A 14,974-nucleotide genomic window follows, 5' to 3' on the forward strand; every position below is an offset into this window, starting at 1 on the left:
TTTCCCTTTAACTTTTCATCATTTTCCATATAAAAAACACAAAAGGCACTTCAAAAAGAAGGGAAATACCTATGGCTTTAAGCGTCCCGCTCGGATCCTGGGTAAAAGGAAGCCCTCCCGTATTCATCCCGAAAAATCCAGTTATCAATGTCAGAGGTAGGAATATGGCCGAAAGAATAGTCAAAATAAACATTATATTATTCATCTTTTCATCCTGCTTTGCTTTAAAAAACTCATATAAATAATCCAGTTTTTCAATTGCATTTTTCGAAAACCTGAAAGCCCTGTCGATATGCTCGGCTAAATCTTTAAATGCAAGTTCGTCAATACTGTTTTTGTAATATTTTATAAATCTCTCAAACGCTATTAATGAATGCCCCATAAGCCTTTCTATCAATACAAGCTCTTTTTTAAATTTAAGCCAGTTATTTGAAAAATCAACAGGCATATCATTTTCATAAAGTTCGTCTTCCATTTTTGCAATAGCTATATGCAGTTTACTGATTTTAGCCAAAATTTTATCTATTCTCGTATCGAGATAATCATAAAGATCGCTGAATGTACCAAGCATTTCAAATTCTTTAGTTTTTCTGTCGTATTTATAAACCTTGCCGTCTTTTATCAAAAACGCATATGAAACCACTTCAACAGCTTCTTTATCTATAAAAGGCAGTCTTAATATTAGTATGGAATAATCGCTCACTACTTCAAAATCGCTCGGATGGTCTTTGTTTTCAATATCATCTATTAAATACTTGTTTATTTTAAATTTCATAAAAATTCCTTTTTTACAAAACGGCTGAAAAGATACAGCGTCCAAAGATGCTGTTTGTATCTTTTGTGACCTGTTTTTATTATTTCTTTAAGATATTCCTCATTAAAAATTTTAGTTTGTCTGTTTACGTCAATAATGACTCTTAATTCGTTTTCTTCTTTGAGCCATTCTAAAAAAGGAAAAGCAAAACCTTTTTTCCTTCTGTTTACAATTTCTATAGGAACATGTTTTTTTGCTATTTCTTTAACAATCCATTTATTTTTGCCTCTGATATTTTCCGGCAGAGAAAAAACGAAGTTTACCAGATTTTTGTCTAAAAAAGGACTTCTTGCTTCAATTGTATTAGCCATAAACATTTTATCAAGTTTCATTAAAAGCACTTCGCCTATCCATACTTTCAAATCGAAATAAGTAAAATCAAAACTCCCCCATCCCTTTACAAATCTTTTATAATCAACTTCATACGCATTTTTTTTCAAAACTCTGTTTATCTGTCTTTGATAAAAAGTTTCGTTAATCCCTCTGAAAACAACCTCATCGGCAAAAAACCTCCTGAATATTTCCCATTCTTTGATATCTTCCGGATGTCTTTCAAGATATTTTTTAAGCCATTTTTTATTCGGAAGATATGCATCGAAAAAACCCAGATATTCATTATATCTTCTGTATCCCAAAAACAGTTCATCGCTCCCCTCTCCGCTTAATACTACTTTTAAAGGAATATGTTTAGCTAAAAAATTAGCAGGGAAAAAACTGCTGTCGGCTATAGGTTCGTCCATGGAAAAAAGCACGTTTTCAAATTCGTCAAAAAAGTTCTGTTTTGTATAATTCACCTCATAATGTTCGCTTCCGATATGTTCGGCTGTTAATTTCGCATATCTTCTTTCATCGTAGTTTTCGTACCCGTCGTAACCGATACTGAATGTCTTTATTTTTCTTTGTTTTGACATTATCGCGGCAATCAGACTGCTGTCAACCCCACCGCTTAGAAGAGACCCTATTTCCACTTCGCCCATCAGTCTTTTTTCAATACTTTTCGTTAACAGCCTCTCAACCTCATCACAAACATTTTCTTTATTACACTTTTCACTTTTAACTTTATATTTTTCACTTCTTTGAAAGTCGTGCCATCTTTTTATTTCTCCGTCAAAATAGCAGCCTGCCGGCAGCTTATATATACCTTCATATATGGTGTTTGGAGCCAGTGAAGAATTATATGCCAGATATTCACTAAGAGCCTGTAAATTCAGCTTTTTTGCAAAAAAAGGCAATATCGCTTTAATTTCACTTGCAAAAATACCGTTTTTTGTAAAATAAAGAGGTTTTTTACCGAACTCGTCTCTAAAAAGATAAAGTTTTTTGTCGTATATTGCAATAGCAAACATACCGTCGAGTTTTTTTACAAACTCCACTCCGAACTTATTCCATAAAGACGCAATAACTTCGATTTCTGTCTGTGCTTTTAAATTGTAATCTTTAATAAGATTTTTATAGTTATATATTTCCCCGTTAAATACAAACATTTTTTCACCTAAAACAAGAGGCTGTATATTTGTATCTATATTTTCTATGGCCAGCCTGTTAAATCCGAAAACCGCATTGGAAGTTTTTTTTATATTCTGAAAATCGCCGCCTCTGTGAAGCATTATGTTTAAAGCTTTATTTATATTACCGTTATCTAAACTTTCTGTTATACCGAATATCGCACACAATTTTATTACACCTTTAAAATCTCTTCAATTGGTTTAGGCTCCTGCAGATAAAATCCTTGGAAATATTCCACTCCGTTTTCTCTTGCTATTTCAAACACCTTTTCATTGTGAATAAATTCTGCTACTGTTTTAAGGTTATTGTCTTTTGCAAAATTCACAATTGTTTTTAAAACGCTCAAAGAAACTCTGTCGTTATCTATATTTTTTATAATGCTTCCGTCAATTTTAATATAATCGACATTTAATCTCACAACTCTTTCAAAATTGGAATACCCGCTTCCGAAATCGTCTATAGCAAAAGACACACCTTTTTCTTTTAAAAGTTTAATAAACTGGTCAATCTGCTCGTAAGAGCCGATTTCGCTTTCAAGTATCTCAAACGTAACTCTTCTGGCGATATCTTCCGAAGTGAAATTTTCAAAAATGAAATTCTTAATATCATTATCCAGAATATCTTCCAGTGAAAGATTGATACTCAGGTTTAAATTATATTTTTTAAGATATTCCAAAGATTTTTCAAGAATTTTTAAAGTAACTTTATGATACATCTTATTTTCTTTTACAATATCCAGATAAGGAAAAATACTTTTTATTTCGTTTCCGACTTTTATTCTGCATAACACTTCGTATTTATAAATGTTCTTATTTCTATCAAATATACCCTGAAGATACGGAACAATACCGTCTTTTAACAAAGCCTGTTTGATTTCGTTTGCCTTTTTTAAGTTATCTTCAATCTGTTTGTTATATTCATCTTTAAAAAAAGCAATTTTTCCTTTTAAATCATGCTTGGCCTCTTTTAACGCAATATCAGAATTTTCCAAATAAGGCGTAGAATTGGATATCCCCGCGCTTACATCTACACTGATATCTATTTCTTCGCTTTTTAAAAGCACTTTTGATTCAATCTGTTTAATAAATTCATTGGCCAGAATTTTAGCATCTTCCGGTTCTATGTTCTGTGCAACAAGACCGAACTCGTCCCCTCCGAATCTGTATATTTCCAGGTCATAATGCACTATTTTTGCAAATTTTCTAAGCTCGTCCGCAAAAGATTTCAAAATTTCATCACCTATTTCACTACCGAAATAATCGTTAATGTTTTTGAATTTGTCAATATCAAATAAGATCAAAGAAGGATTCTTTTTAGAATCAATCTCTTTTTCATATTTAATCCGGTTTTTTAAACCTGTAAGCTGATCGTTCTCTGCTAGAAAAGTTATTTTCATAAGGTTTTTTTCAAGTCTGTATACCAGTACTAGTATTGCAAAAAACAGAATTGAAATTATTATTACTATCAAAATTAAAATATTTTGAAAATAAAACACGTTTTTATTAGTGTCTTCAAGATATTCATTCAGCATTTTTTCAATAGTTTCCAGCGTATTAGAGTGTAGCAGTTTTTTCAGATATTCGTTTTTTTTAGGATAATATTTTTTTAATATATAAAGATTGTTAATAAACGCTTCGTTATACGGATTGTTTTGAACAAGCAGTTTTTTATATTTTTCTATATTCAGATTTTCAAAATATGTAATGTCGTTGCTTCTTTGTAAAAGCATTATTTTTGATACAAGTTCTAAAAACAGATGTTTTGTATGGTGTTTATTTACGTAAACATTCGGAAGTGAATTTGCCAAAAAGAGTATAGAGTTGTTTATAGGCAGTGCATATCTCAAATACTCAAACACCATGATTTCTTTTTTCTTAAAATCTTTTTTATACTGCAGCAGATCTTTATAACTTCTATCATAATATTTTTTGAAAAAAGTGTCTTTTTCAAGATTTCTAATCAGCTGTTTTTGATATTTTATAGTCTGTATCAAACCGTCGGTGCTTTTATAAAGATAAAAATTTAAATAAAGTATTTCATAATTAAGCTTATATTCATTTCTTTTTAAAGAGTTGAGTTTATACAGTATATTATTGCTTTTCATAAAATAATCTTCCGACACCCTGTGAAAATAATATATAAACCCGACGATAAAAACCGCCACCAAAAATATAAAATTAAGCTTTATAATAACAGCTTTTTTCATTTCCCAATCTCCCCCGTCAACGTTTTCAAAAACGATTCAATATCTTCAACATCTTTATCTGGAATATTAATCCCCAAATTCAGTTTTCCCATTAGTTTAATTGCTTCTTTCAGAGTCTTTACGCTTCCGTCATGAAAATAAGGATATGTTTTTTCCACATTCCTAAGACTCGGAACCTTATAAACATATTTATCACCTTCGAAACCGGTTACATAATATCTGTCCAATCCTCTGGGTATTTTAAGATACTGCATAAAAATACCTATTTTCTGAAAAGAGTTTCCTCCTACATTAACACCGTTATGGCACGTTATACATCCGTATCTTTTAAAAAGTTCATAGCCGTGTTTTTCTTTTTTGTTCACAGCTTTTTTATTACCCTTTAAATACTGGTCAAATCTGCAATTTAGGGTAACTAAAGATTTTTCGTATTCTGCAATAGCATTAGCGATATCATTTATATTCGGCGCTCTGTTATAAAGTCTTTTGAATTCTTTTACATAACATTTGTCTTTATTTACAACATTAACAATTTCTTTTAACGTCATGTCGTGTTCTTTTTTATCTTCAAACGCGTCAATAGCCTGCTGTTCCAATGTTCCGGCCCTGCCGTTCCAAAAAAACGCGGCATTAAATACAGCATTATAAACTGTAGGCGTATTCATTGGAGTGTCTTTCACTCCCCCTGTACCTATGGAATTTTTCATATTATCCATACCGTAACTCTGCACGTTATGGCATGAATTACAGCTGACGTCTTTATGCTTTGAAAGTCTTTTGTCAAAAAAAAGCTTTTTGCCAAGTGCCGCTTTAGCTTTATTAAAAGGAACTTTATGCACCGGTTTAATATCATATGAAAATAAAAAAACAAAAACCATCAATAAACCGATTTTTTTCATAAATTACCTTATTTTTTTGATATTATAACAACTGTATTTGCTAAACCGTACATCAATAAAAAAAAATTAACCCAAAAGGTATTAAATGAAAAACATTTTCAAATATACATTTCTTACAGTAGCCGAAATCAAAAAATTTCTGTTCGTTATTATACTGTTTTCAATTTTCACTCTTATACAGGCGTATCCGGTAATAAGCATCGTTTCATTTATTTTTGAAAAACTGTTTTATTTGAGCATCGGAGTATTGCTGATTTATATATTAAAAATCACCGATAACGATAAAGAATATTTTGCAACTTTGGAAAAACAGCCTTTTAGCACTTTTTTACTTCATTTTCTTCCAAGCGCAATGGGAATAATGCTGGGGCTTTTTATTATTGTCACTTTTTTCGGAGCTTTTATGATAATAATACTAAAATTCACCAATTCAATTTTTATTTTAGCAGACCCGCATAACTTCTTATTTGCCCTATCAAAAACAACATATATTGCCAAAATATTATTGGGATTTTATTCAGTGTATCTTTTGTTTTATTCATATATATTTCTGGGAAAATTCGGAGAAGCGTTAAGCAAAGAAACTTTTAAAGAAAGTTTTTTTAGCATGGTTTCTTCTTTGATAGATTTTAAATTCTGGGTAAATACGTTTAATTTCAAATATATGCTTATCTATTTCGTATGGAGTGTTATTGTAAGCATAATATATTCCATTATAGCATTCGCGTATCTGTTTTATATTTTCCCGCTGATTTTAAACCATCCTAATATGACTCTAATAATTATCCCTCTACTGGTAGCTATAACGACAATTATCACCTACTTCACATTCTTTAGTGCTTATTTCGCTTATCAGACCGCAAAAGATTAAGCGATATCCATCGCACTTTGCGGTTTTTCTGAAGTTATTTTTATATTTTGTGCAATTTCAGGCAATTCTACAATTTTAGATTTTCTCATTTTTCTTTCCGGAAGTTTTATTTCCCTGCCCCTTACGTGAATAGTTGTAGGAGCGACTGTAATTACATAGCTTACTTTTATACCCCATACTTCGTTGCCGAATCTGTTTTTATATTTTCCGGGACCTTCAAACTCAATATCTTCTGCATCAGCAGGCAAATAAATTCTTTTTGCGTATTCTCTTTTTTTTACAGGGTGATAATACACAACCCATAACGTTTTAGCGCCTTTTTTATATTTTGCTTCAGTCGGAATATATGTATCAGCTTTGTTTTCCTCTTCTAGAAGTTTATCAAGATATGCTTCAGCTGTTGTTTCAAAACTGCTTTGTGAAACACTTTCATAATATCTGTTCCATCCATTAACTTCCGCAATTATATTGGCAAGTTTAATACTTCTGTTTTTTTCTTTATTTATTAAGTTATCTACTGCTCCTAATATACCTTCGTCAAAGTGCTGTGCAAAACTTTCGATAAACGGCAATACGGTTAATATATCCACCGCTCTTTTTAATTTATCAAGGCATTCTACATTTTCACATAAAACCATTGCTTTTCTTATTTCACAAAAACTTTTTCTAAAATCTTCAAGTATTTCAACACTGTTTTGAAGCTCAAAAATAGATTCGGTCAGCTCTTTTACAACTGACTGAGGTATCTGTTTTAGTTCTTCTTCAACATCTATCTCTTTTTTCCAGGGTTCGTACTGTTTTTCAAAGTTTTTATACTTTGCGATGTAATTTGCAGTTTTTACGGTGGCTCTGTTCTCTTTTATAGCTAAATCTCTTAATTTTTCTATTTCATTATTGAATTTTTTCTTCCAAAACGGTGAATAAGTGAGTGTACAGAGATAATCGCTTCTCTTTTTTAATTCGCTAAGTTCGGCAGGAGTTGTAACATTTAACATTTCATCACGTATAAGACAGTTTATTCTGCTTATATCTTCAATATTTTCTACTTTTCCATATATTCTGCTCATCTCAACTCCTTTTATTGATTTTATATATTATACCACAGGAGTTGAGTTTTTGTCAATCAACTTTTTTGAGCTTTTTTCTTTAAAGCAAAAAGATAAATCATCGAAACGGCGGGCACTACGCTTACTCCAAACAGAAAACTTAAATAATCAAAAATATTATTTTTGCTCAGCCATATAAATCCAGCTATTAATGCAACATAACCGGCTATTCTTAAAAAATTAAAACCGCCTTTAAAATAAAACAAAACAGCCTCGTACCATTTTAATTTTCTGTTTTTATATTTTTCAAGCTCTTTTTCCTGAATTTCGTCTTCTTCGTCATCCAGATTATAAGGGTCCTCATATTTTTTTAATATGTCTTCTCCTATATTTCCGTTTTTAATCTGGGCTTTAACCATATTTGAATATCCGATAAAACTGCCTAATATAATTAAACTGACACTGAAAAACGCTATTTGTGTATTATACAGCCAGATCATATTGTCTTCCAAGTAACAAAACACCACAATACCTACATCAACTGCAATTAACACCCTTAAAACATTTAAAAACTCACGCATTAATCTCCTTTTATAACTGTATATTCTAAACAAGAGCTTTATAAAATTTAATTCCGCCCACCCAGATCTCTTCAAGCAGATTTTCTTTTTTTAAATCATTAAAAATTCTTAGCGTATGTTCATCGAATATATTATCAATATCACTTTGACTAAAAGGTCTTTTCTTCAAAGTCGTAAGCAGTTCTTCTTTTGTTAGGTTTTCTACTTTAAAATCCAGTTTGTCTCTTGTCGGAATAAAAATATGCTGATTTTCTATTTTTCTTGACAGTTCAAAGAGTCTTTTCGTATCAACTCCCTCGACTTTATATGCAGGAGGCCTGTCTATAGTTGAAATATCCACTCTATCAGGTTTAACTTCTTTTAAAACTTCGTTTATTTTTTCAAACTCCTCTTCTTTGTCGTTAATTCCTTTTACTACCAGAATCTCGATAATAAGTTCGCCTTTAAATATTTTTCTGAACTTTTTCATTCCTGCGATAATATTTTCGATTTTAATTTCTTTATATGGTCTGTCTATTTTTTTAAAAATCTGAGAAGTTACCGCATCTAAAGAAAGTTTTACCATATCAAACCTGCATAAAGTTTTCTGTATTTCAGGATTGTCTATTGTGGAAGAGTTGCTTAAAATAAGCAGTTTATATTCAGACAGGTTTTTTACCAGTTCTTCAAGATAAGGATATAATGTAGGCTCTCCGTTACTGGTAACTGTTAAAACATCAAAAGAGAATTTTTTGACGGCCAGGTTTATTTCTTTAAGTATTTCATCAGGTTTCGGAGCGTTATTATAAACATTAACTGGTTTTGCAGGATCCAACTCACAGTAAATACAGTCGAAATTACATCTTTTTTTATCAGGGGAAAGATCAACTCCAAGACTCATTCCAAAGCGTCTTGAAGCCACGGGGCCGAAAATATATTTCATATTAACACCTAATTTTCTTCCTCTTCTTCTTTTTCATGTGCGGCATGCGATTTATGCATGAAGTATAATGAAAGCGCAAGAGCAAATATTCCGCCTGCCAGATAAAGCATATCAAGAGGTGTTTCAAAATGCATATGTATTACTTTTTTAAAGAAAATAACAATAAGAACCATTACAATAACGTTGCCCAGTTTTGATTTTAATTCATCCAGACTGTGTACCGCTAAAATACTGTCTCCTACTTCACTGTTTTCCGCCTCATCAATTTCGCTGATAAAAAGTTCGTAAATACCAAAAGCAAAAATTAAAAGAACTACTCCGATAAGATAAAGGTCTATAGCCCCGATAATTTTACCTATCAAGTTTTCATGGAAATTTTCAGGATGGGCATGGTTTACAAAAACATTCCACGTAACAACAACCATTTTCCATATGTCTGCACTCGCAACCGCAAATAAAGATATAGCACCCAGTACCGCAAATACCACGGCTAAAATAACAATAAATCTGCTTTTCCACAAAGCCCCCTCAAATAGCGCTTCAATCAGTTTCATTTTCCTCCCTCCATTTCTATCCATTTTTTAGCAATTCTTACGGCGTTGGTAGCGGCCCCTACCCTGATCTGATCCGCAACGTTAAAGAAATGCAGAACTTTTGGATCATACAGGTCTTTTCTTATTCTGCCCACATAAACATAATCCGTGTCAGTAGCTATTACAGGCATAGGATATTCGTTTTTTTCAGGGTTGTCTATTACTTTAACATCTTCAAAATTCGCAAGAACTTCTCTCGCTCTTTCCACAGAAACCTCTTTTTCACAGTATATAGTAATCGCTTCACTGTGGCTTCTTAAAACAGGCACCCTTACACAAGTAGGAGCAACCTGAATGTTGCTGTGCATAATTTTGTTGGTTTCATTTACCATTTTCATTTCTTCTTTTGTAAATCCGTTATCCATAAACTTATCTATATGCGGAATTACGTTAAGTGCGATTTGATGCTGGAAAACTTCTCTTTCTTCCACTGCTTTATCCAGTTTAAAGTTAAACACTGCTCTCATCTGTTCAAACAGCTCTTCCATACCTTTTTTACCAGCTCCGCTCACCGCCTGATAAGTGGCAACGTCTACTCTTTTAATACCGAATTCCTCATGTAACGGAGCAAGGGATATTACCATTTGAATAGTCGAACAGTTCGGATTGGCTATTATTCCTGTTTTTTTCCATAAGGCTATATCTTCCGGGTTTACTTCAGGCACAACCAAAGGAACGTCCGGATTCATTCTGAAATAACTGGTATTATCAATTACAACCGCCCCCGCTTTTGCTGCGCACGGTGCGAATTTTGCACTTATACTGCCTCCTGCGCTGAAAAAAGCTATATCAATTTCTTCTTCTTCAAAAACATCACAGGTAAGCTCTTTTACTTTTATACTTTCACCTTTAAACTCAACTTCTCTTCCAACGCTTCTGGCACTTGCAAGAGGCACAAGTTTTTTAACAGGTATTTCATATTCCTCTATTACCCTTAACAGCTCTTCTCCAACCGCTCCTGTAGCTCCGGCTATTGCAACATTATACATTTACTCTCCTTATATTAAAATCAAATCTTTTTTTTCTATTACATCCGTATCGCTTAAAATAACGGCTCTTTCAATAACATTAACCAGTTCTCTTATATTTCCCGGCCATTCATACTCAAGCAGTACTTTTTTTGCTTCTTCACTTAAAGTTTTATTATCAAAATTATATTCCGCAGCGGTTTTTTTAAGAATATTTTCCGCAATTGGAATTATATCGTTTTTTCTCTCTCTTAAAGGAGGTATTTTTATAGGAATTGTATTTAGTCTGTAATACAGATCTTCTCTGAATTTGTTGTTTTTAATCATTTCGTCTATATTCTGATTAGTCGCGCTTATTATTCTTACATCCAGTTTAATCGGTTTCGTACCACCCAAACGGTAAAACTCCCTCTCCTGTAACACTCTTAAAAGTTTAGCCTGTAAATTATAAGGCATTTCACCGATTTCATCCAAAAAAAGCGTACCTCCCTGCGCAAGTTCAAACAGTCCAGGTTTACTCTGAACAGCGTCTGTAAACGCACCTTTTTCATATCCGAAAAGTTCGCTTTCTATCAGGTTTTCCGGAATAGCGCTCATATTTACTGCTATAAATTCTCCTCTGCCGGAGCTTTTATGAATAAATTTCGCAAACTCTTCTTTTCCGACTCCGCTTTCACCGAGCAGCATTACATTAGCCGTCGTAGGAGCAACCTTTTTTGCCATTTCCAAAATTTTTTTGGTGTTTTCGTCCACAGCGATAAATTCAGGTTTAAATTCGGCTTTTTTACCTTTTGTTTTTTCTTTTACTTTTCTTTTTCTCTCAATTGCCGCAATCAGTTCTTCAATTTCAAAAGGCTTTGTTAAAAAATCTTTTACTCCCAGTCTTAAAGCTTCAATCGCTTTATTAAGCGTTGCGTTTCCCGTTATCATAATTACGTCGTATTTGCCGTTGAGCTCTTTTACGAACTCAATACCGTCCATCTTCGGCATTGTAATATCGCTGACTATTACATCTATACTCTCATCCAGCTTTTTTAAAGCGTCAAGAGCATGACGAAATTCAACCACTTCATAGCCTTCGCTTTTTAAAGCAAGTGAAAGAGATTTTCTCATATTAATATCGTCTTCAACAATAGCCACTTTCATTAATTATCACCTTTTATATAAAAATACGCTGTTCCGTTTTTTATAATAATATCAAATCTGTGAGGCAAAAACACAATTTTTACCCTGTCGTTTTTATTATACTGGGCGTTTACCACCGTCTGATATTTTAAAAGCCGGTCGATAATGGTATTTTTGTATTTTTGACATATACGCAAAGGGTTATCGCCGTCTACATTAAGTTCAAAAAGGAATTTACTGTTTTTATTACTGAGTGTCAAAGCTTTAGAACATTCAAGATGAGAAGAAATGATGACAGAATTGTCAATTACAGCATTGTAAGATATAAAATAATCTGCAAAGAGAAAAAGAGGAAGACTAATTAGCGTTAATATATTTATTCCATCTCCTTACATCAAGCTTAACGCTCATAACTACTTTATAAATACCGTTTTTAAAACTTTCTTCCTGAATACATGCTCCTCTTATTAAACCGTATACATTTGTTCTTACTTCAGAGTTTTTAAGCATTAAATCTTTAACTGTTTCACTTCCTTTTACTCTGATTCCATACATTTTTTCAGCCAGCGCTCTGTATGCATCCGCTATTGCCGCGCGTCTAGCCATTACTTTAGCCTGAGGAACGCTCTGAGCATTTACAGGAGCTACTCCCAACCCTTCAACCTGTAACGTAACGATAGGACTTTTTTTAAGAACTGGAGTATTTTCTATAGTGGTATCCACATTTATTGAATTAACATCAACAGTGTCGTTTTTAGCTGTTTTTTTCTCTTCGCTGTTTTTTGATTGCTGCTGTACAGGAGGAATTATATTTACCTCGTTTTTAATAACCTGCTGAGAATTAAAAGGCTTTGTTTCCGCTTTTGGCTGCTGAGCGGGCATATCGCTTGTAGTGGCTGCACATCCAAAACTCAGAAGAGCAAAAGACGCAATTAATATTTTTTTCATTTTTATACCTTTTTTATTTCCAATATCGGCAATTTTAAAAAACATTTTACTCTTCCTCGTCAAAAAGCGTGTTTTCTTCTTTTTCGCTAGGTGTTTTGGCAAGGCTTACAACTCTGTCTCCGCTGTCAAGTTTAACAACTCTCACACCCTGAGTGTTTTTGCCTGTTTTACTAATACTGTCAATTGATACTCTTATCATTTTACCGCTGCTTGTAAGCACCATCAAATCATGGTCTTTTTCAGTGGCTACGACACCTACAAGATCACCGGTTTTATTTGTAAGTTTCATGGCGATTACGCCTTTTCCGCCTCTGTTTGTCAGTCTGTACAGATTTGCTTCAGTTCTTTTACCGAAACCTTTTTCGCTGAGTGTCAGAATTTCCTGATTTTCATCGTCAAGAGCAAGCGCACCTACAACCTCGTCTCCGTCTATTTTAAACCTTATACCTGTAACTCCTCTGGCGGTTCTTCCCATTTCCCTTACAGTATCCACAGGGAATCTTATAGCCATACCTTTTTTAGTAACGATAAACAGCTGTTTGTCGTTAGGTTCAACTATTTTTGCCGTTACAAGCTCATCGCCTTCATCAATAGTGATAGCTCTGACTCCGGTACTTCTGATATTTTTAAATTCGCTCAGATTCGTTCTTTTTACGATTCCGTTTTTAGTAAAGAATGCAAGTGATTTGGTTTCATCGAAATCTTCTGTTTTGATAATTGTCTGAATTTTTTCGTCTTTATCAAGATTAATAAGGTTTACAATAGCTTTACCTTTACTAGTTCTGCTTCCTTCCGGAATTCTGTAAACTTTAAGCCAGTGCAGCTGACCTCTGTCTGTTATAATCATCAGAGTATCGTGTGAATTGGCTACATAAAAGTCTTCAATAAAGTCGTCTTCATATATGGTAAGGGCTTTTTTACCTTTACCACCTCTGTTTTGTCTTTCGTAAGCTTTTAGCGGCACTCTTTTTACGTACCCTCTGTGAGTAATTGTTACAACCATCTCTTCATTAGGAATTAGATCTTCTATATCGATTGCGTCATAATCCTCTTCAATGTTTGTAAGCCTAGGAGTCGGATATTTTTTCTTAATTTCAATAAGTTCGTCTTTAATAACTCCGTTTAGGATATTTTCGTCTTTAAGTATTGAATTTAGATATTCGATTTTTTCCATAAGCTCTTTGTATTCGTTTTCTAGCTTTTCAACTTCCAAAGATGTCAGTCTTGCAAGTCTCATATCTAGTATCGCCTGAGCCTGAACGTCGCTTAATTCAAATCTGCTGATTAAATTTTCTTTTGCTTCTTTTGTGTCGTTAGATTTTTTAATTATTTCCACAACTTCGTCAATATTTGCAAGCGCAATCAGCAACCCTTCTAAAATATGGGCTCTTCTTTTTGCTTCTTCAAGTTCGTAAATCGTTCTTCTGATAACTACAGTTTTTCTGTGTTTGATGAATATGTCAAGAAGCTCGAAAAGATTGAAAAGTTTAGGCTGTTTGTCATAAATTCCCAGCATATTGATACCGAAGCTTACTTGCATTTGAGTGTGTTTATAAAGATTGTTCAGTATGATTTCGCTCATTGCGTCTTTTTTAAGCTCAATTACAACCCTGATTCCTTCCCTGTCGCTCTCATCTCTTACTTCGCTGATACCCTCGACAATTTTATCTTTTACAAGGTCACTTATTTTTTCAATCAGTTTAGCTTTGTTAACCTGGAAAGGAAGCTCGTCTATTACGATTACCTCTTTGTTTCCTTTATGTTCGATATGGTGTTTTGCTCTGATTTTAATACTTCCTCTTCCGGTCTTATAAGCTTCTATAATTCCGCTTTTACCGAAAATAGTACCGCCTGTAGGGAAATCAGGTCCTTTGACGAACTGCAGTATATCTTCAAGTGTCGCGTCTTTATTGTCAATCATATAAATAAGAGCGTCGATCAGCTCTTCAAGGTTATGAGGAGGTATATTTGTAGCCATACCTACGGCAATACCGCTGCTTCCGTTAACAAGCAGATTTGGAAATCTTGCAGGCAGGACTACGGGTTCTCTTTCAGTCCCGTCGTAGTTAGGTATGAAATCCACTGTATCTTTATCAATATCTTTTAACAGCTCTTCGGCAATTTTAGTAAGTCTGGCCTCTGTATATCTCATAGCGGCCGCATTGTCACCGTCTATACTACCGAAGTTCCCCTGACCGTCAATAAGAGGCATTCTCATAGAAAACGGCTGTGCCATTCTGACAAGCGCTTCATAAACCGCACTGTCACCGTGAGGATGGTATTTACCGATAACATCCCCTACAATTCTTGCTGATTTTTTATATGCGCTTCCGGCTGTAATACCCATTTTGTGCATAGCATAAAGAATTCTTCTATGAACGGGCTTCAGTCCGTCTCTTACGTCCGGAAGAGCACGTCCCACTATAACGCTCATTGAATATTCTAAATAGCTTTTTGAAAGTGTATCTTCAATACTGACAGGAATTACTTGCATT

At 33.5% G+C, this 14,974-nt stretch carries 14 protein-coding genes; 1 reads left to right on the forward strand and 13 read right to left on the reverse strand.

Translation table 11 applies throughout. From position 1 onward, the window contains the following. Positions 1-7: 7 nt before the first annotated feature. The 4 genes from ACZ5EP_RS04115 to ACZ5EP_RS04130 are packed head-to-tail and all read right to left on the reverse strand — an operon-like array spanning position 8 to position 5,425. On the reverse strand, positions 8-775 hold the full coding sequence (locus tag ACZ5EP_RS04115; RefSeq protein WP_127679908.1) for a magnesium transporter CorA family protein: 768 nt from the start codon (positions 773-775) through the stop codon (positions 8-10). After that, the gene (gene asnB, locus ACZ5EP_RS04120) at positions 772-2,487 is read right to left on the reverse strand and encodes an asparagine synthase (glutamine-hydrolyzing) (RefSeq protein ID WP_464509566.1); all 1,716 of its coding nucleotides are present in this window, start codon (positions 2,485-2,487) and stop codon (positions 772-774) included. Before asnB ends, ACZ5EP_RS04115 begins: the two co-directional genes overlap by 4 nt. 5 nt (positions 2,488-2,492) lie before the next feature. Beyond that, positions 2,493-4,526 (reverse strand): EAL domain-containing protein, encoded by a 2,034-nt coding sequence (locus tag ACZ5EP_RS04125; RefSeq protein ID WP_464509567.1) that lies wholly within the window; start codon positions 4,524-4,526, stop codon positions 2,493-2,495. Further along, positions 4,523-5,425, reverse strand: a complete 903-nt coding sequence (locus tag ACZ5EP_RS04130; RefSeq protein WP_464509569.1) for a cytochrome-c peroxidase — start codon at positions 5,423-5,425, stop codon at positions 4,523-4,525. The genes ACZ5EP_RS04125 and ACZ5EP_RS04130 overlap by 4 nt, the downstream gene beginning before the upstream one ends. Positions 5,426-5,510: 85 nt before the next feature. Here ACZ5EP_RS04130 and ACZ5EP_RS04135 point away from each other — a divergent pair, with 85 nt between their 5' ends. Next, complete coding sequence (locus ACZ5EP_RS04135) at positions 5,511-6,296, forward strand: hypothetical protein (RefSeq protein ID WP_464509570.1); 786 nt, start codon at positions 5,511-5,513, stop codon at positions 6,294-6,296. Here the strand turns inward: ACZ5EP_RS04135 and ACZ5EP_RS04140 are convergent. The 9 genes from ACZ5EP_RS04140 to gyrA all read right to left on the reverse strand — a co-directional run bounded on the left by ACZ5EP_RS04140 (position 6,293) and on the right by gyrA (position 14,973). Further along, a complete protein-coding gene (locus ACZ5EP_RS04140) occupies positions 6,293-7,363 on the reverse strand; it encodes a hypothetical protein (protein WP_464509571.1) in 1,071 nt (356 codons plus the stop codon). The genes ACZ5EP_RS04135 and ACZ5EP_RS04140 overlap by 4 nt on opposite strands. Before the next feature lie 56 nt (positions 7,364-7,419). Next, positions 7,420-7,923, reverse strand: coding sequence for a hypothetical protein (locus tag ACZ5EP_RS04145; protein WP_464509573.1), 504 nt, complete (start codon positions 7,921-7,923; stop codon positions 7,420-7,422). 25 nt (positions 7,924-7,948) lie between these two features. Then, positions 7,949-8,845 carry a radical SAM protein gene (locus ACZ5EP_RS04150; RefSeq protein ID WP_464509574.1) on the reverse strand — a complete coding sequence of 299 codons (897 nt, stop codon included), beginning with the start codon at positions 8,843-8,845 and terminating at the stop codon, positions 7,949-7,951. Between the two features lie 8 nt (positions 8,846-8,853). Continuing rightward, positions 8,854-9,399 carry a YqhA family protein gene (locus ACZ5EP_RS04155; protein ID WP_464509575.1) on the reverse strand — a complete coding sequence of 182 codons (546 nt, stop codon included), beginning with the start codon at positions 9,397-9,399 and terminating at the stop codon, positions 8,854-8,856. Next, positions 9,396-10,427 carry an aspartate-semialdehyde dehydrogenase gene (locus ACZ5EP_RS04160; RefSeq protein WP_464509577.1) on the reverse strand — a complete coding sequence of 344 codons (1,032 nt, stop codon included), beginning with the start codon at positions 10,425-10,427 and terminating at the stop codon, positions 9,396-9,398. The genes ACZ5EP_RS04155 and ACZ5EP_RS04160 overlap by 4 nt, the downstream gene beginning before the upstream one ends. 9 nt (positions 10,428-10,436) lie before the next feature. Then, complete coding sequence (locus tag ACZ5EP_RS04165) at positions 10,437-11,552, reverse strand: sigma-54-dependent transcriptional regulator (protein ID WP_464509578.1); 1,116 nt, start codon at positions 11,550-11,552, stop codon at positions 10,437-10,439. Further along, positions 11,552-11,791 carry a hypothetical protein gene (locus tag ACZ5EP_RS04170; protein WP_145962126.1) on the reverse strand — a complete coding sequence of 80 codons (240 nt, stop codon included), beginning with the start codon at positions 11,789-11,791 and terminating at the stop codon, positions 11,552-11,554. The genes ACZ5EP_RS04165 and ACZ5EP_RS04170 overlap by 1 nt, the downstream gene beginning before the upstream one ends. A gap of 97 nt (positions 11,792-11,888) precedes the next feature. Then, positions 11,889-12,479, reverse strand: coding sequence for an LPP20 family lipoprotein (locus ACZ5EP_RS04175; protein WP_168175701.1), 591 nt, complete (start codon positions 12,477-12,479; stop codon positions 11,889-11,891). Between the two features lie 46 nt (positions 12,480-12,525). After that, the gene (gene gyrA / locus ACZ5EP_RS04180; RefSeq protein WP_127679888.1) at positions 12,526-14,973 is read right to left on the reverse strand and encodes a DNA gyrase subunit A; all 2,448 of its coding nucleotides are present in this window, start codon (positions 14,971-14,973) and stop codon (positions 12,526-12,528) included. Between the last annotated feature and the right edge of the window lies 1 nt (position 14,974).

This window comes from Nautilia abyssi (assembly GCF_055388085.1).